19 protein-coding genes are annotated in these 20853 nt (G+C 65.3%); 11 read left to right on the forward strand and 8 right to left on the reverse strand.

The window, feature by feature from the left end:
• Positions 1-57 precede the first annotated feature (57 nt).
• Together JWV26_RS10780 and JWV26_RS10785 are read left to right on the forward strand one after the other, a co-directional pair.
• Positions 58-852, forward strand: a complete 795-nt coding sequence (locus JWV26_RS10780; RefSeq protein ID WP_072423711.1) for a hypothetical protein — start codon at positions 58-60, stop codon at positions 850-852.
• 81 nt (positions 853-933) lie between these two features.
• Positions 934-1926, forward strand: a complete 993-nt coding sequence (locus tag JWV26_RS10785) for an AraC family transcriptional regulator (RefSeq protein WP_017676377.1) — start codon at positions 934-936, stop codon at positions 1924-1926.
• Between the two features lie 50 nt (positions 1927-1976).
• Here JWV26_RS10785 and JWV26_RS10790 read toward each other — a convergent pair whose 3' ends face one another.
• From JWV26_RS10790 to JWV26_RS10805, 4 genes are read right to left on the reverse strand one after another with little or no spacing between them, the layout of a single operon-like run.
• Positions 1977-4013 carry an LTA synthase family protein gene (locus JWV26_RS10790; RefSeq protein WP_206419037.1) on the reverse strand — a complete coding sequence of 679 codons (2037 nt, stop codon included), beginning with the start codon at positions 4011-4013 and terminating at the stop codon, positions 1977-1979.
• Positions 4010-4600, reverse strand: coding sequence for a hypothetical protein (locus tag JWV26_RS10795; RefSeq protein ID WP_206419038.1), 591 nt, complete (start codon positions 4598-4600; stop codon positions 4010-4012). The genes JWV26_RS10790 and JWV26_RS10795 overlap by 4 nt, the downstream gene beginning before the upstream one ends.
• A complete protein-coding gene (locus JWV26_RS10800) occupies positions 4593-5870 on the reverse strand; it encodes a sialidase family protein (RefSeq protein ID WP_206419039.1) in 1278 nt (425 codons plus the stop codon). The genes JWV26_RS10795 and JWV26_RS10800 overlap by 8 nt, the downstream gene beginning before the upstream one ends.
• A 10-nt stretch (positions 5871-5880) precedes the next feature.
• Positions 5881-6195 carry a PepSY domain-containing protein gene (locus JWV26_RS10805; protein ID WP_074915464.1) on the reverse strand — a complete coding sequence of 105 codons (315 nt, stop codon included), beginning with the start codon at positions 6193-6195 and terminating at the stop codon, positions 5881-5883.
• Between the two features lie 308 nt (positions 6196-6503).
• On the opposite strand from JWV26_RS10805, the gene JWV26_RS10810 reads away from it, so the two are divergent.
• Positions 6504-7532: a histone deacetylase family protein gene (locus tag JWV26_RS10810; RefSeq protein ID WP_072423705.1), complete on the forward strand. Its 1029-nt coding sequence runs from the start codon at positions 6504-6506 to the stop codon at positions 7530-7532.
• 49 nt (positions 7533-7581) lie between these two features.
• Positions 7582-8676 (forward strand): polyamine ABC transporter substrate-binding protein, encoded by a 1095-nt coding sequence (locus JWV26_RS10815; protein ID WP_072423704.1) that lies wholly within the window; start codon positions 7582-7584, stop codon positions 8674-8676.
• A gap of 31 nt (positions 8677-8707) precedes the next feature.
• Here JWV26_RS10815 and JWV26_RS10820 read toward each other — a convergent pair whose 3' ends face one another.
• Entirely contained in the window at positions 8708-9685 is a 978-nt protein-coding gene (locus tag JWV26_RS10820) for a GlxA family transcriptional regulator (protein ID WP_072423703.1), read from the reverse strand.
• Between the two features lie 190 nt (positions 9686-9875).
• Here JWV26_RS10820 and JWV26_RS10825 point away from each other — a divergent pair, with 190 nt between their 5' ends.
• A complete protein-coding gene (locus JWV26_RS10825) occupies positions 9876-10667 on the forward strand; it encodes an alpha/beta hydrolase family protein (protein WP_239692298.1) in 792 nt (263 codons plus the stop codon).
• A 141-nt stretch (positions 10668-10808) separates the two neighbouring features.
• Here JWV26_RS10825 and JWV26_RS10830 read toward each other — a convergent pair whose 3' ends face one another.
• Positions 10809-11711, reverse strand: coding sequence for a LysR substrate-binding domain-containing protein (locus tag JWV26_RS10830; protein WP_072423701.1), 903 nt, complete (start codon positions 11709-11711; stop codon positions 10809-10811).
• Positions 11712-12045: 334 nt separating this feature from the next.
• On the opposite strand from JWV26_RS10830, the gene aspA reads away from it, so the two are divergent.
• Entirely contained in the window at positions 12046-13470 is a 1425-nt protein-coding gene (aspA, locus tag JWV26_RS10835; RefSeq protein ID WP_206419040.1) for an aspartate ammonia-lyase, read from the forward strand.
• Positions 13471-13600: 130 nt separating this feature from the next.
• Positions 13601-14854 (forward strand): dicarboxylate/amino acid:cation symporter, encoded by a 1254-nt coding sequence (locus JWV26_RS10840; RefSeq protein WP_079785354.1) that lies wholly within the window; start codon positions 13601-13603, stop codon positions 14852-14854.
• 194 nt (positions 14855-15048) lie between these two features.
• Here JWV26_RS10840 and pdxR read toward each other — a convergent pair whose 3' ends face one another.
• Positions 15049-16515: a MocR-like pyridoxine biosynthesis transcription factor PdxR gene (pdxR, locus tag JWV26_RS10845; protein ID WP_206419041.1), complete on the reverse strand. Its 1467-nt coding sequence runs from the start codon at positions 16513-16515 to the stop codon at positions 15049-15051.
• Positions 16516-16612: 97 nt separating this feature from the next.
• Here pdxR and JWV26_RS10850 point away from each other — a divergent pair, with 97 nt between their 5' ends.
• Genes JWV26_RS10850 through JWV26_RS10860 form a run of 3 tightly spaced genes read left to right on the forward strand, consistent with a single transcriptional unit; the run spans position 16613 to position 18376 of the window.
• Positions 16613-17245, forward strand: a complete 633-nt coding sequence (locus tag JWV26_RS10850) for an FMN-binding negative transcriptional regulator (RefSeq protein ID WP_074915449.1) — start codon at positions 16613-16615, stop codon at positions 17243-17245.
• A gap of 19 nt (positions 17246-17264) precedes the next feature.
• Positions 17265-17705 (forward strand): GNAT family N-acetyltransferase, encoded by a 441-nt coding sequence (locus JWV26_RS10855; RefSeq protein ID WP_206419042.1) that lies wholly within the window; start codon positions 17265-17267, stop codon positions 17703-17705.
• Positions 17705-18376, forward strand: coding sequence for a GNAT family N-acetyltransferase (locus JWV26_RS10860; protein ID WP_206419043.1), 672 nt, complete (start codon positions 17705-17707; stop codon positions 18374-18376). Before JWV26_RS10855 ends, JWV26_RS10860 begins: the two co-directional genes overlap by 1 nt.
• Positions 18377-18380: 4 nt before the next feature.
• On the opposite strand, the gene JWV26_RS10865 is transcribed toward JWV26_RS10860, so the two are convergent.
• Positions 18381-19199, reverse strand: a complete 819-nt coding sequence (locus JWV26_RS10865) for a helix-turn-helix domain-containing protein (protein ID WP_072423695.1) — start codon at positions 19197-19199, stop codon at positions 18381-18383.
• Positions 19200-19358: 159 nt separating this feature from the next.
• Here JWV26_RS10865 and JWV26_RS10870 point away from each other — a divergent pair, with 159 nt between their 5' ends.
• Entirely contained in the window at positions 19359-20798 is a 1440-nt protein-coding gene (locus tag JWV26_RS10870) for an alanine/glycine:cation symporter family protein (RefSeq protein ID WP_072423694.1), read from the forward strand.
• The last annotated feature ends 55 nt before the right edge of the window (positions 20799-20853 follow it).

Here is a 20853-nt window from a genome sequence, read left to right on the forward strand (position 1 = left end):
CGCCGCCAGGCAGCGGGCTATACTGTGCGCTATTCATCCGAACAAGGACGTGTCGTCATGAAACAGTACGTTTCGCTCGTTGCCCTCTCCCTGCTTTCCCTTCAAGCCGCTGCGCTGGATCTGGCCAAGCACCCGCAAGTCTTCGATGCCGGCCAGGGCGTGAGCCTGGCGCTGGCCCCTTCTGCTGACGGCAAGCAGGCGCTGGTGCAGGTGCGCGGTATCAATCACCCGCTCGACGAAGTGGTGTTTCTTACCGACGTTCGCGAGCTGGGCAACGAGCAGCGCGACTATGGCATCCGCCTCGATGGCCGCGACTACAACCTGCTGAACAAGCGCCGCGCCTGGAGTGGCGAGAGCTACCAGCTCAACCTGCCGAACACCCAGGGCTTCGAGCTCAGTTACAACGAGGACAAGACCAAGGCACTGAAGCCGAAGGATCTCCTGGCGATTTACCAGAAGCAGGAGAAGGATGGCCTGCAGGCGCGCCTCGCCGCCTTCGACCGCAAGCAGCGTGTGGCCGATTACAGCGCGCGCCTGCAGGAGATCGACGGCGAAGCCTCCAAGGCCTGCGCCACCCCGCTGAGCACCAAGGTGGACTGGAGCGCGATGTCCGATGAGCAACTGATCGGCCTCAGCGTGCCGAGTTTCTGCGGTGAAGTGGTCAACCAGATGGCCTACCTGTGTGGCAAGGACGACCGCTACAAGGCTGAGGCCAAGACCCTCAAGGGTGTCGACTGCCGTTTCGGCGAAAGCATGAAGTTGCGCGAGCAGGACGGCCAACTGCAGTTCACCACCCTCAAGGATGAACCGAATCAGGGCGACTTCATCAACGCCATTCTGCGTAATCGCTGATCCTCTCGGGCGGGCTATGGCCCGCCGCCTCGCGGCATATTTCTTGCGTTCCTTTGCGTTATCACGCTGACGGAACGCATCATGCTGCACGCCCCGCTGACCACCCTGCATGTGGTTTCCCTGATCCTCCAGCGCTTCGCCGAGCAGCCCGAACTACGCCCGCAATTGCTGGCTGGGAGCGGCATCGGTGCGGCTGATCTGGACAATGCCGACGCGCGCATCACCCGGGTGCAGGAGCTGCAGGTGTGCGCCAATGCCCTGGCCCTGCGTGCTGATCTGGGGCTCGACCTGGGGCGCAGCCTGCATGTTTCCTCCTATGGGCTGCTGGGTTACGCCGCGCTGTCGGCTGCCACCTTTGGTGACGCCTGGCGTCTGTTGCTGCAGTACCCGGCGCTACTCGGTACCTATTTTCGCCTCGACATGCAGGTGGAAGGCGAGCTGGCCTGGATCTGCGCCAGCGGCTACCGTGATGCCGAGGCGCTGGAAGTCTTCAACGTGGAGATGTGCCTGGCCTCGCTGAAGCTGATCGGTGACGAACTGCTACGCCAGCCGCTGTCATTGGAAGGCGCCGAGTTCACCTACGCTCGGCCAGACTACGTCTCGCGCTATGCGCAGAGCTTTCCCTGTCCGCTGCGTTTCTCGGCTCAGCGCAATGCCTTCGCCTTTCCCGCCGCGTTGCTGGAGCGCCGGCTACCGCTGGCCGACAGCGTGACCCACGGCGACATGGTGGAGCGCTGCCGCCGTCTGAACGCCGAGTTCAGCAGCCGCCAGGCCTGGCTGGAGCGGGTGCGCCAGTTGCTCGCCGCGCAGTTGGCCGAGCCGCCAGGGCTGGAGAACCTGGCGCAGCAGATGCACTGCTCGCCGCGTACCCTGCGCCGTCACCTGCAGGAGTTGGGTACCAGCTACCAGGGCTTGCTCGACGAGCTGCGCTTCGAACGCGCCAAGGCGCTGCTCAGCGAGGAGCAATGGCCGGTGTACCGTATCGCCGAAGTGCTCGGTTTCAGCGAAACCGCCAGTTTCCGCCACGCCTTCCAGCGCTGGAGCGGCGTGCCGCCGAGCCGCTTTCGCGCGTAGCTCGGATGTAATTCGGGCTACCGGGCTGGTGCGCACGGCACACCGACTCCTTACTCCTCCGCCTGCACGTTGCGGTACATCTGCAGCCGCGCTGCTTCATGCAAGCCACGGCTTAGCGCCAGCAGGCGCTGGAATTCCTCGGGGTAGTGTTCGGCAACGTTATCTCGCGGGGTCGGCGAGCGCAGGTCGTGCAGGGTTGGCGAGCTGCCGTCGTGTTGCATCTGCACGAGAAAATCTCGGGTTACCGCGCCGATCACCGGGAAGGTGCCTTCCTGCAGCACCAGCGGCACCACGCGTTCGCCTTCCGGCGCTGGCAGTTGCAGGTCGCGACCGAGGCCACCGTTGTTGAAGGGCACGCCGACCAGCCCAGCCACCGTCGGCAGCAGGTCGGCTAGACCCACGGCTTCGTCGAACTCGCGCGGCGCCAACCATTTCGGTGCATGAATCAGCAGCGGCACGTTGTTGCTCTCCAGCCCAAGTTGCTCGAAGGCCGGCGCCATGTGCGGGATCTGGCTGATGCGGGTGTTGTGGTCGCCGAAGAAGACGAAAATGGTGTCGTCGTAAAAACCCTGCTCCTTGGCCAGCTCCATCAGGCGCCCGATATTGAAATCCAGCAGGCGCACCGCGTTGTATTGCTCGACGCTGCGCGAGCCGGCCTGCTGCACCTGTTCCAGCGGCAGGTCGAGCGGCTCGAAGCCGTCGTTGTCCTTGGGGATGGTGAAAGGGCGGTGGTTGCCGGAGGTTTGCAGGTAGGCGAAGAACGGCTTGTCCTTGGGCAGGGCGCCGAGAATTTGCGAACTCTCCTTGAAGAAATCCAAGTCGGAGATACCCCACACGTCCACCTGCGGCGACTGCCAGTGGCGTTCCTCATAGAGTTGCACGCCGTCGATGCTCTGGCGGATCAGCGCGTTGATGTTGGCCCAGCCGGCGTTGCCGCCGATCATGTAGAACTTCTCGTAGCCTGGCAGGGCGTTGATCAGCGTGCGTTGACGGGCGATCAGCGGGTTGCGCGTCGCCGTCTCCTGGCGCGACACATCGGGGATGCCGGTGATACTCGCCCACACCGTCTTGGCAGTGCCGGTCACCGGCACGTAGAAGTGGCGGAAGAACCAGCTCTCCTTGGCCAGACGATCCAGATTCGGCGTCGGGTTCAGCGGGTTGCCGTAGGCACCAACGGCGCTGGTACCGAGGGATTCGAGCATGACGAAGACCACGTTGGGCGGGCGCTCGGCCTGGATGCGGTGCGCCTGCAGCGGCTGGTTGCGGAAGAAGTTCAGCGCCTGCGCATCGCGCTCGCTGACCCCCAGGTAATCGGCCACCACCTCGTAATGCTCGCGCGTGGCGGTCTCGTCGAAGGCGGCGGGTTCGAGCTTGAGGGTGTCGAAGAGAAACAGCGCCGGATTGATCCCGAGCGCGCCGATCTGGCTGTTGCCGCTGTAGAAGGCGTCGCTCCAGCGCAGCGGCACCGGGTTCTCCAGGTTCAGCGCGCTGGCGCGGCCGAGCAGGCCGAAGAACACCAGCACGCCCACCACCGCCACACCACCGATTGCCGGCAACACGCCGACTCGTCGTGCTTGCGGTCGATCCAGGGTGACGCGCTCCAGGCGCAGCAGCGCCCAGGCCCACAGCGCCACACCGGCCAGCCAGGCCAGGGTTATCCACAGCACTGGGTAGGTCTGCCAGAGCATGCCGGCGGAGATCTGCGCATCACCAGCAAAGCGCAGCACCGTGGCGTTGAGGCGTACACCCAGGTAGGCGTAGTGGCCGAAGTCGATGATGTACAGCAGGCCCAGCGCGGCCACGGTCAGCAGCAGATAGCCGCGTAGCAGCCAGCGCACAGCGCGAAAACGCGCCAGGTGCAGCCTGGGCAGTGCCAGCAGGAGGCCCACCGGCAACATCAACAGCAGGGCCAGGCGCAGGTCGAAGCGCAGGCCGATACCGAGAGTAGGCAGCACATCCGGTTCGCTGATGCTTTCGACAGCGGAGAAACCCAGCAGAAACACCCCGCGCAGGGCCGCGAAGAGTACGAACAGCAGCGCCGTCAGGCCTGCCAGGTAATGCAGGCGGCGTGATTTCAGCCAGCTCATGCGAGTTTCCTTGTCGGTCGGGCCAGCAGCCAGCGCACAGCGGCGCTCAGCAGCGCGCCCAGGCTGTAGAGGGCCAGGTAGGGGTCGATCAGGTAATCCCAGTAGTTTTCCGAGGCACCCAGGCGCAGGGCGAAGGCCAGGGTCGCCAACACCAGCGCCAGTGCGCCGAGCCAGCTGCGCTGGAGGATCAGCACCGCGCACAACAGGCCCAGTACCAGCAGCATCGGTTGGGGTTCGAAGCCGAGCTGGTAAGGGTCGGCATAGCTCAGACCCAACGCCGCCGGGTAGAGCAGCACGGCCAGGCCGGCGAACAATGCCAGGCTGGCCAGGCGATCACGGGCGCCGGCGTGCGACAGGCCAAAACGACATAGCGTCGCCCAGCCAAGCAGCACCAGGCTGGCCACCGACAGGTCGCCGATGTAGGTGCGCAACTGCAGCGCCAGGCTGATGCCTTGGACCGGCACCAGGCTGAGCAGCAGGCAACCCGCCAGCAGGATGCCGCGCTGCGTCGCAGTGCGCGTCAGGCGCGCGAAGATCAGGAACGCGAGCAGGGTGAAGGCCAGATGCGGCAGCCAGAAATCAGTCATGTGGGCGGCGCTCCGAGAGCCAGGCCTCGTTGAAGCTCAGGTGCTTGATGAACATGTCGTTCCACGAATACACCAGGTGGTAGGAGCCTTTGCGGTCACGGGTGAAGTAGGGGTATTCGTAGTCGAAGGTGCAGCCCTTGGCGCTGCACATGCGCGCGCTCACTCGTTCGAGGAACTGCGCCTGCTGCTCCGGCTTGCCGCCGCTGGCGCGGAATTTTTCACTGACCACGGCCGGGAATTCATCTTGCGCAATCGGTTCGCCCCAGGGGTTAGGGCTTTCGTCGAGTTCGCCGAGAGTGCGCCAGTTGGCCAGGTTGGCGTCGGTGGCATAAAGGGTCAGGCGAAAGCGCCCGTCTTCGAGGTCGTTCATCGCCACCAGCAAGCTGCCGTCTGGGCGACCGACCGCCGCCAGGGACGAGTTGGGGTTGCTCGGCTCGACCGGCTGCGGATGGCTCCAGCTGCGCCCGGCGTCTTCGCTGTAGCTGGCCAGCACGCGGTGATGCTCCTCGCCGGCATAGCGCAAAAGGGCCACGGCGCGGCGTTCGCCCAGCGCCACCACGGTCGGTTGCAGGGAGTCTCGCCCCTTGCCGATGCGGTACTTGCCCAGTACTTCGCCAGCGGCGCTGAGGTGCAGGTATTCGGGAAACTTGCCGAGAAACTCGTGATACACCGGCAGGCCGATGCTGCCATCGGCGTGGAACACCGGCGCGGCACGCACCAGCGTGCTGATGTTGAGAAAGGGGCTGGTGACCAGTTGCCGGGGCGCCGACCAGGTTTCGCCAAGGTCGTCGGAAACCATGGCATTGACCGCGCTACCGGCCCAACCGCCGAGCGAAACCGAGACGTAGAACAACCACAGGCGGTTGTCCGGCGCCAGGCTGATGACCGGATTGCCCAGTTTGCGGATGTGCTTGCCGACCGCGCGCTGAGTCGACTCGCGACTGGCCAGCACACGCTCGGCGCTCCACTGGCCGCTGGCGGCATCGAAGCGCGCGGCGCGAATCTGTACGTCGGCGGCGCCTTCGCGAGTACCGGCGAACCAGGCTGCCATCAGATCGCCGCCGGGCAGGCCGGAGATGGAGGCGGAATGGACGAAATCCTCCAGATCGGAGGAGGCGAAGTGTGCGGCCATGGCCGGTGGCGCATAGGCTGGCGCTGGTTGCTGGCTGACGAAGGGCGCCAGTGCGTGCGGGGCAGCGCCGAACCAGGCGCAGGCGAACACCGTGGCAGCGCCCAGCAGCAGGGCGCAGGTCTTGAGGCTCGAGGTCATGTTCGGTGGTTCAGGGATGGCTGGGCGAAGCCAGGTGCGAGCTGGCGACTTCTTCTACCGGGTGGGCATCGACCGGGTCGTAGTAGATCTCCAGCTTGCGGCCGTCACGGTCGAAGCCATAGATCTCGTAGCAATTGCCAGGGGTGATGCGGAACTTGGTGATTTGCACGCCCTGGCGCTTCATCTGCTCGCGGAACTGCGACTCGGGCATCCAGGCGCTGCGGTCTTGCCGAGCGCAGTCGGTATCAGCGAGTGCGGCGCTGGATAGTGCAAGCAGTGCGAGCATCGTCAGGGCGCGAACTGGGCGGCGGGCCGGTGTCGACATGCTCGGCATCCTTTGGCGTGGCTGATGGTACGGGGCTTGGCCCCAGGCAGGTTGCCACCATCGGCCGTCAGGCTTAAGAAAAGCTTAAGCATCACGGGTTGTTACATTTGTCTGCCGTGGTGGTGGGGAGATTCATGGCCAGTCCTCCCTGGCGGCGACCTGGCAGGCAGCGTCGCTGCGCGCTGTTAAAAAATCGCTCTCGGCCATTTTTTGGCCATTTCGATCCCCTTTTGGCCGTTGCCAGCGTTCTCGATTCGCTGCCAGCGGGCGAACAATGCAGGCACAACAACGAGCCTGGAGCGCTTTGCATGCTCACCTACTACAGCGATGACCACCACCTGCACCATGGCAAATGCGAGTTGATCGACGGGCAACTGATGCCCTGCTTCGAGAAGCCGCAGCGCGCCGACCATATCCTTGCGCGCGTCAAGGCTCGCCAGCTCGGCGAAGTCCGCGCGCCCAAGGATTTCGGCCTGGCGCCCATCGAGCGGATCCACAGCAAGGCCTACCTGGAATTCTTCAAGGGCGCCTGGGCTCGCTGGCAGGAGCAGGGCGGCAAGGGTGACCTGCTGCCGTTCACCTGGCCGGCACGTACCCTGCGGCGGATGATCCCCAACGACCTGCACGGCCAGCTTGGCTACTACAGTTTCGATGGTGGCGCGCCGATCACTGCCGGCACCTGGCAGGCCGCCTACAGCGCTGCCCAAGTCGCGCTAAGCGCCCAGCAGGAGATTGCCAACGGTGCCCACAGCGCCTTCGCCCTGTGCCGTCCGCCAGGCCACCACGCCGCCGGCGACCTGATGGGTGGCTACTGCTACCTGAACAATGCCGCCATCGCTGCCCAGGCCTTCCTCGACCAGGGCCGCAAGAAAGTCGCCATCCTCGATGTCGACTACCACCACGGCAACGGCACCCAGGACATCTTCTACCAGCGCAGCGACGTGCTGTTCGCCTCGATCCACGGCGACCCGGCCGAGGAATTCCCGTTCTTTCTCGGTTATGCCGACGAACTGGGCGAAGGGGCTGGCGAGGGCTGCAACTTCAACTACCCATTGCCGATGGGCAGCTCCTGGGAGGCCTGGAGCGCGGCGCTGGAGCAGGCCTGCCAGCGCATCGCCGACTACGGCGCGGAAGTCGTGGTGGTGTCGCTGGGCGTGGACACCTACATGGAAGACCCGATCTCGCAGTTCAAGCTCGACAGCCCGGATTACCTGGCCATGGGCCGGCGTATCGCCGCGCTGGGCCTGCCGACGCTGTTCATCATGGAAGGCGGCTACGCCGTGGAGGCCATCGGCGTCAACGCGGTCAACGTGCTGGAAGGCTTCGAGGGCGCCTGATCGGCGATCAATCTGCCAAACAAGAGCAACATTTCAGGGGTGAGAAACGATGAAAGCCATCAAACAGATGCTCGGCGCCGCCCTGTGCGGCGCCACCCTACTCAGCGGCGCGGTGCAGGCCAAGGAGTTGCGCGTATACAACTGGGCCGACTACATCCTCCCGGAGGTGCCCAAGGACTTTCAGAAGGAGTCCGGCATCCAGATCACCTGGGACACCTTCGAGACCAACGAGGCGCTGGAGGCCAAGCTGCTGACCGGCAACTCCGGCTATGACCTGGTGATCCCGTCCAACCAGTTCCTCGAAACCCAGATCAAGGCAGGCGTATTCGCCCCGCTGGACAAGTCCAAGCTGCCCAACTGGAAGAACCTCGACCCGGTGCTGCTCGGCCTGCTGGAGAAGAACGACCCGGGCAATCAGTACGGCGTGCCCTACATGTACGGCACCGTGCTGATCGGCTACAACCCGGACAAGGTCAAGGCCGCGCTCGGTGACGATGCGCCGGTGAACAGCTGGGACCTGGTGTTCAAGCCCGAGTACATGGAGAAGCTGAAATCCTGCGGCGTGGCCATGCTCGACTCGCCCACCGAGATCATCCCCATCGCCCTGCACTACCTGGGCCTGGACCCCAACAGCGCCAACCCGGCCGACTACGACAAGGTCACCGAACTGCTGCTCAAGGTGCGCCCGTACGTGGCCTACTTCCATTCGGCCAAGTACATGACCGACATCGCCAACGGCGACATCTGCGTGGCCATCGGCTATTCCGGCAGCTTCTACCAGTTCGCCAACCGCGCCAAGGAAGCCGGCAACGGCGTGGTGATCAACTGGCGCCTGCCCAAGGAAGGCGCACCGATCTGGTTCGATACCTGGGCCATCCCCAAGAGCGCCAAGAATTCGGACGAAGCCCACGCCTTCATCAACCACCTGCTCGAACCCAAGGTGATCGCGCCGATCAGCGACTTCCTCGGCTACCCCAACCCTAACGTGCCGGGCATGGAACTGGTGGGCGCGGAAATCGCCGACGACCACGACCTGACCCCGACCCCGGAGCTGCAGAAGTCGCTGTATGTGGTGCAGCCGTTGCCGCAGAAGATCGAGCGAGTGCGTACGCGGGCCTGGACGTCGATCAAGTCGGGCAAGTGAACGGTGGTCGGGCGCCCCACTGGCGGGGCGTTCAGGTCGGCCGATTGAAGCGCCGCCGGTAGGCGCCCGGCGACAGGCCGACGCGTTCCTTGAACAAGCGGCGGAAGGAACTGCCGTCCTCGTAGCCGACTTGTTGGGTGATGCGCTCGAAGTTCTCCTGGCTGGCCTCCAGCAGGTGCTTGGCCCGCTCCAGGCGCAGGTTCTGCAGGTACTGCACCGGCGTCTGCCCGGTGGCGTCCTTGAAGCGGCGGATCAGATTGCGCGGGCTCAGGGCGAAGCGCGTGGCGACCTCGTCGAGGCCGATGCGCTCGGCGCTGTGCTTCTCCAGCCAGATCTGCACCTTGAGCACCTCGGCGTCCTGATGCGCCTTGTTGAACGAGGCACTCATGTAGGGCGTCTGCAGGCGCTCGGCGCTGTCGACCAGGAGCTTCTTTGAGCACTCGATGGCCAGCTGCGGCGAGGCGAAGCGGCGGATGATGTGCAGCAGCAGGTCGCTGCCGGTGGTGGAGCCGGCCGAGCACAGCAGTTGGCCGTCGTCGGTGACGCTGCGTTCGGCCTGCAGCAGTACCCGAGGAAAGCGCCGGGCGAACTGCTCGCTGAAGATCCAGTGGGTGGTGGCGCGGCGACCGTCGAGCAAGCCGGCCTGGGCGGTGACGAAGGTGCCGGTGCACATGCTGGCGATGTAGCTGCCCTGCGCATGGCGCTCGCGCAGCCAGGCGCTCAGCGGCTCCAGGGCCGGCAGCACGCCGAGGATGTTGAACATGAAGCCGGGCACTATCACCAGATCGCTGTGCGGCACCTCGCTCAGCGCCCGCTGCGGGGTCAGGCGCAGGCCGCCGGTGCACTCGACGGGGGCGCCGTCGAGGGAGGCGCTGTGCACCTCGAACGGCGTCGCCGCCGGGTCGCCGGTGAGAAAGCGCTGCAGCACGTTGGCGCATTCGAGAAACTCCAGCGCCGCCGAGACGCTGGTGGCCGAACAGCGCTCGGCCATCACCACCGTGACCTTCATCCTTCCCGCCCCGCTGGCGGAATTATCCGCCTGTTATTGGTCGTTTTTGCCCATGGTGGGGCACCGCTGCGCTTCCTAGCATGGCCTCACCCGGGCGCCACTGGCGGCCCGCGACCCATCAGGCAGGAGAACAGCGGCGATGAAACATACAGCCTACCGGCTCTTCAAAAAACCTTTTTTCGGGCGCTTCATGAAGCCCTGGCGCTGGCCCGAGCAGGTCGATGCGGCACGCTGGCAGCGCCTGTCGCTGACCAGCGAATCGGGGGCCAGCCTGGCCGCGCTGCTGGGTGAGGCGCGCGCGGGGCAGGTGCGCGGTGCGGTGCTGCTGTGCCACCCGATGGGCACCGCGGCCAAGGGCTTCTGGCTCAAGCACGGACATGCCGAGCTGCTGCGCGCGGCCGGTTATCACGTGATGCTGTTCGACCTCAACGGCTTCGGCGAGAGCAGCTCCACCACCATGGACTACCCGCTCGACGTGCTCGCCGCCGGGCAGACGCTGCAGGCGCGCTACCCGGATCTACCGGTGGCGCTGCTAGGCGCCTCAATGGGCGCGGCCATGGGCCTGTGCGCCCTGGCGCTGGCGCAGCACCCGTTCAAGGCGGCGGTACTGGAGTCGGCCTTCCCCACCCTGCTGCACTTCTGGCGGCCCTATCCGCTGCCGCGCCTGGGCATCCAGCTCAGCCGCCTGGTCTATCCGGCCGGCGAACGTCGCCTGCGTCCTCTGCATGCCGCGCAGCGCCTGGTCGGTCGCCCGCCGCTGCTGCTGATCTACGGCGAGGAGGATCGCCACACCCCACTCGAGGACGGCCAGCAACTGCACGCGGCGCTCACCGCTGCCACCCACTGCGAGCTCTGGCAGGTGCCGGGCGCCGACCATACCCTGGCTTATATCGCCCAGCCGGAGGCTTATGCGCGGCGGGTGCTGGAGTTTCTGGATGGCCAGTTGGGCGCTGCGGCAGGTTCCGCCTGCACGGCGGCGTAGTCTGGGGCGAGCATCCCTGTCGCCTGCGGTGCGCATGGCCTAGGCGGCCCCGCGACACCCTACGAGAGCGTGATGCCGCGACCTAGGCGCCATGCCGTAGGGTGCGCCGCGCGCACCAGCTATCCGGCTCCCGCCGCTCATCTACATGGCCAGGCCACCCTCCAGCTTGCGCCACAGCAAACGCACCGCCGCCTTGCGCACCAGGGCGCAGCGGTACAGGCGGATTTCCAGCGGGATCTGCCAGTGTTCGCCGCCGCAGATCGCCAGCTCGCCACGGCCCAGCTCCGCCGTCACCGACAGCCGTGGCACCCAGGCCACGCCCATGCCTTGCAGGGCCATGCTTTTGAGGCTGTCGGCCATGGCGGTTTCGTACACCGTGGTCGAGCGCAGCGCGCGCTGGCGTAGCAGCAGGTTGACCGAGCGACCGAGGAAGGCACCGGCGCTGTAGGCCAGCAAGGGCACGCTTTGCCCGCCGTCGAGGTCGTACAGCGGCGCGCCGGACTCGTTGACCGCGCATACCGGCAACATCGAGGTCGCGCCCAGGTGCAGCGAGGGGAAGATCGCCGGGTCCATCTGCAGCGCCGCGTCGGGATCGTAGTAGGCGAGGATCAGGTCGCAGGCACCTTCACGCAGTGAATGCACCGCTTCGCCGACGTTGGTCGCCACCAGCCGCGTGGTCAGTGGCAGGCCCTCGCGGCGCAGGCGGGCGATCCACTCGGGGAAGAAGCCCAGGGTCAGCGAGTGCGCGGCAGCAATCGACAGCACTTCGCCCTGCTGGCCTTCCAGATTGTGCAGGTGGCGCACCACTTCGCCGAGCTGCTCGACCAGGCTGCGTGCGGTGACCAGAAACAGCCGGCCGGCCTCGGTCAGTTCGACGGGGGTGCAGGAGCGGTCGACCAGGGTCAGACCGAGCATGGCTTCCAGGCTGCGGATTCGTCTGCTGAACGCCGGCTGGGTGACGAAGCGCTTTTCCGCCGCCTGGGAAAAGCTGCGGGTGCCGGCCAGGGCGACGAAATCTTCCAGCCATTTTGTTTCCAGGTTCATCGCAGGCTCCCGAGGCTTGCACGAGGCGTAGGGTGGGTTAGCGACGCTGAACACGGTTCGGCAGAAGCAGCTGCCATGGTGCGTCGCGTAACCCACCAGGCGATGGATCATCGTTGCGCCGATGGTGGGTTACGCCGCGTCTCGGACGACGTGATGTTCGGCAATGGCAGCATGCGGCTAACCCACCCTACGTTTGCCGCTATCCCGCAGTCACATCCACATTATGCCGATTGTGCATAGGGCAGCAAGTAACGGCATTGGTAGCGAGACGGTCGGAGCTCCTATTCTATGGGCATCGCGGCACTCGCCGTATTTCCCAAGAGTCATCTCTATCATGTCCTCTGCTGCATCTGTTCGCGTCGAAAAAGACCTGCTCGGCACCCTCGAAGTCCCTGCTGATGCCTATTACGGCATCCAGACCCTGCGCGCCGTGCAGAACTTCCGCCTGTCCGGCGTGCCGCTGTCGCACTACCCGAAGCTGGTGATCGGCCTGGCCATGGTCAAGCAGGCCTCGGCGGACGCCAACCGTGAGCTGGGCCACCTGTCCGCCACCAAGCACACGGCGATCAGCACCGCCTGTGCACGCATCATCCAGGGCGAGTTCCACGAGCAGTTCGTGGTCGACATGATTCAGGGCGGCGCCGGCACCTCGACCAACATGAATGCCAACGAGGTGATCGCCAACATCGCCCTCGAGGCCATGGGTCATGAGAAGGGCCAGTACCAGCACCTGCACCCGAACAACGACGTGAACATGGCGCAGTCCACCAACGACGCCTACCCGACCGCCATCCGCCTCGGCCTGCTGCTCGGCCACGACAGCCTGCTCGGTGCGCTGGACAAGCTGATCCAGTCGTTCGCCGCCAAGGGCCTGGAGTTCGGCCACGTGCTGAAGATGGGCCGCACCCAGCTGCAGGACGCCGTGCCGATGACCCTCGGCCAGGAATTCCGCGCCTTCGCCACCACCCTCGGCGAAGACCTACAGCACCTGAAATTGCTGGCGCCGACCCTGCTCACCGAAGTCAACCTGGGCGGTACCGCGATCGGTACCGGCATCAACGCCGACCCGAAATACCAGGCCCTGGCGGTCAAGCGCCTGGCCATCATCAGCGGTCACCCGCTGACCCCGGCTGCCGACCTGATCGAGGCCACCAGCGACATGGGCGCCTTCGTGCTGTTCTCCGGCATGCTCAAGCGCACCGCAGTCAAGCTGTCGAAGATCTGCAACGACCTGCGTCTGCTCTCCAGCGGCCCGCGTACCGGCATCAACGAGATCAACCTGCCGGCGCGTCAGCCGGGCAGCTCGATCATGCCGGGCAAGGTCAACCCGGTGATTCCCGAAGCAGTCAATCAGGTGGCCTTCGAAGTGATCGGTAACGACCTGGCCCTGACCATGGCGGCCGAAGGTGGCCAGCTGCAGCTGAACGTGATGGAGCCGCTGATCGCCTACAAGATCTTCGACTCGATCCGCCTGCTCACCCGCGCCATGGACATGCTGCGCGAGCTGTGCATCGACGGCATCACCGCCAACGAGGCGCGCTGCCGTGAACTGATGGAAAACTCCATTGGTCTGATCACCGCGCTGAACCCCTACATCGGCTACGAGAACGCCACCCGCATCGCCAAGGTCGCCCTGGAAAGCGGGCGCGGCGTGCTGGAGCTGGTGCGCGAGGAGCAGCTGCTGGACGAGGCCACCCTGGCCGACATCCTGCGCCCCGAGAACATGATCGCCCCGCGCCTGGTTCCGCTGCAGGGCTGATTGATCGAATGACACGCGCCGCCCCTCTGGGCGGCGTGCTCATTTCCGCCCTCGAGCCTGTTCATGGGGCGGCACCGCTGAAGGCCGCGCAGACGGCCCCACAACAACGACAATCCGGGTGTACAACCACATGAGTCAGAGCAACACCGCTTCCTCTTCCTTCCTTGCGCGCGTGCCTTTGTGGCAGCAGATTCTCGTCGGCCTGGTGCTCGGCGTGGTCGTCGGCATGCTGTTCAAGAGTCTCGCCCTGGCACTGGCGCCGGTCGGCGCGTTGTTTCTCAATGCAATCAAGATGCTCATCGTGCCGCTGGTATTCGTGTCCCTGGTGGCGGGCATCACCGCCATGAGCGACAGCGCCAAGCTCGGTCGCATCAGCGTCAAGACCATCGCCATCTACCTGATCACCACTGCCTTCGCGGTGAGCATCGGCCTGGCATTCGGCACCCTGTTCAGCCCCGGCGAAGGCATGAACATGGTCGCCAGCGGCAGCGAAGAGGCCAAGCAGGCGCCCTCGCTGGTGCAGATTCTGGTGGGCCTGGTGCCGACCAACCCGGTGATGGCCTTCGCCGAAGGCAACATCCTGCAGATCATCGTCTTCGCCATCGCCCTGGGCGTGAGCATGAACCTGGTCGGCGAAAAAGCTGCGCCGGTGGTACGTCTCTTCGACAGCCTGGCCGAGGTGTTCTACAAGCTCACCGACCTGGTGATGCGCTTCGCCCCCATCGGCGTGTTCGCGCTGATCGCCGGTGTGGTCGCTTCCCACGGCATCGAGGTATTGCTGCCACTGGCCGGGGTGATCGGGGTGATCTACCTGGCCAGCATCGCCCATATGCTGCTGGTCTACGGAGGCCTGATCGGCGGCCTGGCGCGCCTCAGCCCGCTGCGTTTCTTCCGCGGCATCGCCCCGGCGCTGGCGGTGGCCTTCAGTACCTCGAGCAGCTCCGGCACCCTGCCGGTGTCCATCGAGTGCGCGCGCAAGAACCTCGGTGTGTCGCAGGGCGTGGCCGGCTTCGTGCTGCCGGTGGGCGCCACCATCAACATGGACGGCACCGCGATCTACCAGGGCGTGCTGGCACTGTTCATCGCCCAGGCCTTCGGCATCGACCTGAATGCCGGCCAGTACCTGATGATCATCCTCACCGCCACCTTGGCTTCGGTCGGCACCGCTGGCGTACCGGGTGCCGGCCTGATCATGCTCGGCCTGGTGCTGACCTCGGTCGGCCTGCCGCTGGAAGGCGTGGCGCTGATCGCCGGTATCGACCGCATCCTCGACATGGCGCGCACCACGGTGAACGTCGCCGGCGACCTGATGACCACCACCCTGGTGGGCAGCAGCGAGAAGGAGCTGGATCGCGAGATCTACAACAGCGACAACGCTGCCTGAGCAACCGTTTTCATAGGAGGCCTTCACCAGCCTCAACCTTCAGGGATGGCTTCGGCCATCCCTTTTTTTGTGGCCTGCCATCCCTGGCGGCCACCCTTCGGGCCGTCGCAAGCGACGTCAAAAACTGCTCCCGGCAGTTTTTTGCCTGCCATTCAAGGGTGGCTGCCGTAGGGTGCGCCGCCGGTTGGCCTGTGTTACAGCCTCCACGCTCGGCGTAGCGTCTGCACCGCCTCGACGATCTGCGCCTCGGGCACCGCGGCAAAACCCAGCACCAGCCCGGCGCGGGCGTCATCAGCCGTTTCGCTGCCGGGCAGCCAGTAGTCGCTCAAGGGGTTCATTTCGATGCCGGCTGCGCGTGCGGCGCCGATCAGCTCACGTTCACGGGTCAGGCTCTCGACCCTGATGGCCAGGTGCAGACCGGCCTCAACCGTCGGCAGCGGCGAGCATCCGGGAATCGCCTGCGGCCACGCCGCGAGCAAGGCGTCGCGGCGGCTGCGCGCCGCCTGACGCATGCGCCGGATATGGCGCTGAAAATGCCCGGCAGCGATGAATTCGGCCATCACCGCCTGGGTGCCGACCTCCGAATGGCGTATCTCCAGCGCCTGGCGCCTCGCGAAGGGCTCGGCCAGCGCTGGCGGCAGCACCAGATAGCCCAGGCGCAGCGCAGGGAAGGCGAGCTTGCCGAAGGTGCCGATGTAGATCACCCGTTGCTGCTCGTCCAACGCTGCCAGCGGCGCGAGTGGGGTGCCGCTGTAGCGGTACTCGCCGTCGTAGTCGTCCTCGATGATCCAGCCGTTGACGCGCTTGGCCCACTCCAGCAAGGCCAGGCGCCTGGGCAGCGACAGGGTGACGCCGGAGGGGTACTGGTGCGCGGGCGTGACATAGGCCAGCCGGCAATCGTTCACACGCTGCAGGGCGGTGACGTCCAGGCCTTCGCCATCCACTGTGATGCCGCACAGTTGCGCACCGGCCACGGCGAAGGCATGGCCGGCCGCGCGGTAGCCGGGGTTTTCGATGGCCACGCGGTCGTCCGGTTGAATCAGCAGTTGAGCGCAGAGACTGATGGCCTGCTGCGAGCCGCAGGTGATCAATATCTGCTGCGCCTCGCAGGTCAGGCCGCGGCTGGTGCGCAGGTAGGCGGCTATCAATTCGCGCAGCTGCATGTCACCGGCAGGGTCGCCATAGCCCAGCCGTGCCAGCGAAGGTTTGCGCCAGAAGCGCGCTTGCAGGCGTGCCCAGGTCTTGAAGGGGAACAGGTCGAAAGCCGGCACGCCGATGCGAAAGGCGCGCGGTGCGCCCTCGGTGGGCATCGCCAGATGGTGGCTCTGCAACAGCTGCAGTGCCGGGCTGGCCGCTGCTGGGGCTACGGCTGCCACTGGAGCAGGCCGATTGCGCGCCAGCTCGGCGACATAGGTGCCATCGCCAACCCGCCCGGCCACATAGCCCTCGGCATACAGCTGGTCCAGGGCGCGGGTCACGGTATTGCGCGAGATGCCGAGCAGGGTGGCCAGCTCACGGCTGGCCGGCAGGCGCGTGCCACTGGCCAGGCGGCCATCGAGGATGCGTTCGCGCAAGGCCTGGTAGAGCTGGCGCGCCAGCCCCTGGCCGGGCTGCAGATGAATGCCGGAAAGATCGAATGGCAGGGCAGGCGAGCGTTTCATGATGGGTAAATTGGCTCTATCGAAGTCGTCGACAATGGATCTTACGTCAGGCCAATATCTTGCCTAGCATGGCTCCATCACGCCAGGAGAAACCGCCATGTACTGCCCCGCTGCCTTTCGCCAGAACGATCTGCCCAGCCTGCACGCGCAGATACAGGCCAGTGGACTGGCCATCGTGACCAGCACTGGCGCACAGGGCCTTCAAGCCAGCCATCTGCCGCTGCTGCTCGAGCCTGGCGAGGGCGAGTTCGGCACCCTTTACGGCCACTTCGCCCGGGCCAATCCGCACTGGCGCGATCTGGCCGACGGGGCCGAGGCGCTGGTGGTGTTCAATGGGCCGGACGCCTACGTGCACCCTGGTTGGTATCCAGCCAAGGCCGAGCACGGCAAGGTGGTGCCGACCTGGAACTACATCGCCGTGCACGCCTGGGGTCAGGCCGAGGTGTTCGACGAACCCGAGCGCCTGCTCGAGCTGGTCAGCCGCCTCAGCGAGCGCCACGAACGGGGCCGCGCGCAGCCATGGGCGGTCAGCGATGCGCCACGCGATTACATCGACAGCATGTTGCGCGCCATTGTCGGTTTTGCTTTGCCGATACGCCGAATTGAGGGCAAGTGGAAGCTCAGCCAGAACCGCTCAGCCAGCGACCAGGCCGGCGTGCGTACCGGCTTGGCAACGTCCAACAACCCGCGCGACCAAGAACTGGCGGCGCGAATGAATCACACCGACTGATCACCAAAGGAAGGCCATCATGCTCGACATCCGCCCCGTCACCGCGGCTGATCACGCCGCCTGGCTGCCGCTCTGGCAGGCTTACCAGCGCTTCTACCAGGCCGAGATCCCGGCAGAGACCAGCGCCCTCACCTGGCAGCGCTTTCTCGATCCGGCCGAGCCGATGCACGCCGCCCTGGCCTGGCAGGACGGCGAGGCGGTAGGCCTGGTGCACTTCATCTATCACCGCAGTTGCTGGACGAATGGTGACTACTGCTACCTGCAGGATCTGTTCGTCGCCGAGCACATTCGCGGTGGCGGCATCGGCCGCGCGCTGATCGAGCATGTTTACGCCGAGGCACGCGCTGCTGGCGCCAGCCGCGTGCATTGGCTGACCCAGGAAAGCAACTACCAGGGGCGTATGCTCTACGACCGCATCGGCGACCGCTCCGGTTTCATCCAATACAGGAAGCTCTTCTGATGACGCGTGATCTCGCTCACTGGCAACCCCGTCCAACACCGGACCAGCGTGTGCTGCAAGGCCGTTTCGTGCGCCTCGAAGCACTCGATGTCACGCGCCATGGCGATGATCTGTGGCGCGCGCTGCAGGGGCCGGATCCGGCGCTGTGGGATTATCTGCCCTACGGCCCCTTCACCGAGCGAGGCGTCTTCGATGCCTGGCTGGCCGGCAATGCACAGAGCCGCGACCCGCTGTTCTATGCGGTGGTCGACCTGGCCAGCGACCGCGCCCTGGGGCTGTTCAGCTACCTGCGTATCACCGCGCAGGACGGCAGCATCGAAATTGGCCATGTGGCCTTCGGCGCGCCGATGCAGCGCACCCCAGGCGCGACCGAGGCGGTCTATCTGCTGGCGCGCCACGCCTTCGACGATCTCGGTTATCGCCGCCTGGAATGGAAGTGCGATGCGGCCAATGCCCGCTCGCTGCGCGCCGCCGAGCGCTTCGGTTTCATTCAGGAAGGGCTGTTCCGTCAGCATATGGTGCGCAAGGGTCGCAACCGTGACACTGCCTGGTTCTCCATTATCGACGGGGAATGGCCGGCATGCCGCGAGGCCTTCGAGCGCTGGCTGGCTGTGTATAACTTCGACGAGGCGGGGCAGCAGAAGCAGCGCCTGGAGGCGCTGCGGGGGTAACGCCCTACTCCATCTCGAACAACCCATCACGCAGCTGCGCACCGCCCAGGCGCTGACGAATGTCATCGTCGATGCGCGGGTCGTCGGGGGCGTAGAGCATCAACTGGCGATAGGCGTTGACCCGGTTGATCTCGTTGCCCAGGTATTGCCAGACCACGCGGGTGCAGGCCGGCGTGCGGCGGTCGCCGCTGGAGACGCCGGTCTTGATGCCGTTGAGGCGGATGATGCGGCTCTTGAAGCTGGGAATCAGGATGGTCTGGCTCATCTCGTTGCCGGTGAGCGACTCGTAGTCCACCAGAAACAGGCGGTCCTGCAGGAAGAACGCCGTGCCCAGGTAGCGACAGCGCACCCAGTCCTCACTGCCGCCACGCGTGGGTTCCTGGCGCTCCTGGCGTTCCTGGCGCTCGAACAGGTAGTTGCCGCGCTCCTCGCGCAGGTGCACCAGTGACAGCAGTACGTGTCCCGGTACCGACATGCAGTTGGAGTATTCGAAGTAGTAGCCGCAGTAGCGCTCCATCGGGCTGGCCTGACGGCGCAGTGGGGCGAACAGGTCCAGCAGTGGGTCATTGCCGCTGTGCTGCTGCGCATCGCCGCTGCGGGCGCCGATCAAGCGGGTGAACTGCTCGGCCGGCATGGCCAGCTCGAAGGGCTCTACGCCGAAGAAATCGCAGATGCGCTTGAGGTTGTGCGTGGTCGGTCGGCTCTGCCCGGCCAGGTAGCGGTTGAACTGCGCGCGGTTGATCGACAGCTTGCGACATACCTCGGCAATCGAGCGGTAATGGCTGCAAAGCAATTTCAGATTGCTGCCGAGGGAATCGGACATATGGCCGCTCCAGCTGATGCGAATGACGCGATTCTAGCATCAACTCGCATCAGATCGCCGCGACCTGCGAAATTGTCCCGCACGGCGCCTTCACCAAAGATTGCGCCACCCGCCCGGCGCGGCGCATTCCCATTCAGAACAACAAGAGAGAAAGCCTCCATGCTCGATCTTCTCAATGACCTCATCTGGAGCAAGCTGCTGATCGTGATGCTGATCGGCCTTGGTCTGTTCTTCACCATCGCCTCACGCTTCGTCCAGTTCCGCTACTTCGGCAGCATGTTCCGTATCTTCAGCGAGGCATTCCAGCGTCAGCCGGGCCAGCTCAGCTCGTTCCAGGCGCTGATGCTGTCGGTGGCTGGCCGCGTGGGCGCCGGCAATATCGCCGGTGTATCGGTGGCGATCATGCTTGGTGGCCCGGGCGCCATCTTCTGGATGTGGATCGTGGCCCTGGTCGGTATGGCCACCAGCTACTTCGAGTGCTCGTTGGCGCAGCTGTACAAGCGTCGCGAGGCTGATGGCGGCTACCGTGGCGGCCCGGCCTTCTACATTCAGCACGGCCTCGGCCAGCGCTGGCTGGGTATCGTCGTATCGATCCTGCTGCTGGTGACCTTCGGTTTCGGCTTCAACGCCGTGCAGTCGTTCACCGTCGCCAGCTCGCTGCACGACACCTTCGGCATCCCGACCCTGGCCAGCGGCATTGCCCTGACCGTGGTGATCGGTCTGATCATCTTCGGTGGTATCAAGCGCATCGCCAAGTTCGCCGACGTGCTGGTGCCGGTGATGGCCTTCTCCTACCTGGCCATGGCGCTGCTGGTGATCGGTCTGAACATCGCCGAAGTTCCAGCCACCTTCGCCCTGATCTTCAAGAGCGCCTTCGGCCTCGAGCCGGCCTTCGCTGGTGGTATCGGCGCGGCCATCATCATGGGCGTCAAGCGCGGCCTGTTCTCCAACGAAGCCGGCCTGGGCAGTGCGCCGAACGTAGCCGCGGTCGCCGAGGTCAAGCACCCGGCTGCGCAGGGCATCGTGCAGTCGCTCAGCGTGTTCATCGACACCCTGATCCTGTGCAGCTGCACCGCGCTGATCATCCTGCTGTCCGGCGTGTATCAGCCGGGCATGGAGCAGGCCGGTGTGGTGCTGACCCAGAGCGCCGTTGCGGCCGTGGTCGGCGAGTGGGGCCGGGTGTTCGTCAGCCTGGCGCTGCTGCTGTTCGTCTTCACCACCCTGATCTACAACTACTACCTGGGTGAGAACGCCCTGGGCTTCTTCAGCCAGAAGCGCGGCCCGGTGATGATCTACCGTGTGCTGGTGGTTGGCCTGGTGCTGTGGGGTTCGGTGCAGGATCTGGGCACCGTGTTCGCCTTCGCCGACGTGACCATGGGTCTGCTGGCCATCGCCAACCTGATTGCCCTGGCGTTGCTGTTCAAGGTGGGCCTGCGTCTGATGCGCGACTACGATAGCCAGATCAAGGCGGGTGTTGAGTCGCCGGTGCTGGACGCCAAGCAGTTCGCTGATCTGGACCTCGACCCTGCCGTCTGGGGTAGTCAGCCGGGTAAAACCGCCGATCAGGCGGAAATCGGTGATCGCGTCTACCAGCGTTGATCTGACTCAGATGGAAGAAGGGGGCGAGGCCCCCTTTTTCTTGCCTGCCAGCTTT

It is taken from the genome of Ectopseudomonas toyotomiensis, from assembly GCF_017167985.1.
GTDB lineage: Bacteria > Pseudomonadota > Gammaproteobacteria > Pseudomonadales > Pseudomonadaceae > Aquipseudomonas > Aquipseudomonas toyotomiensis.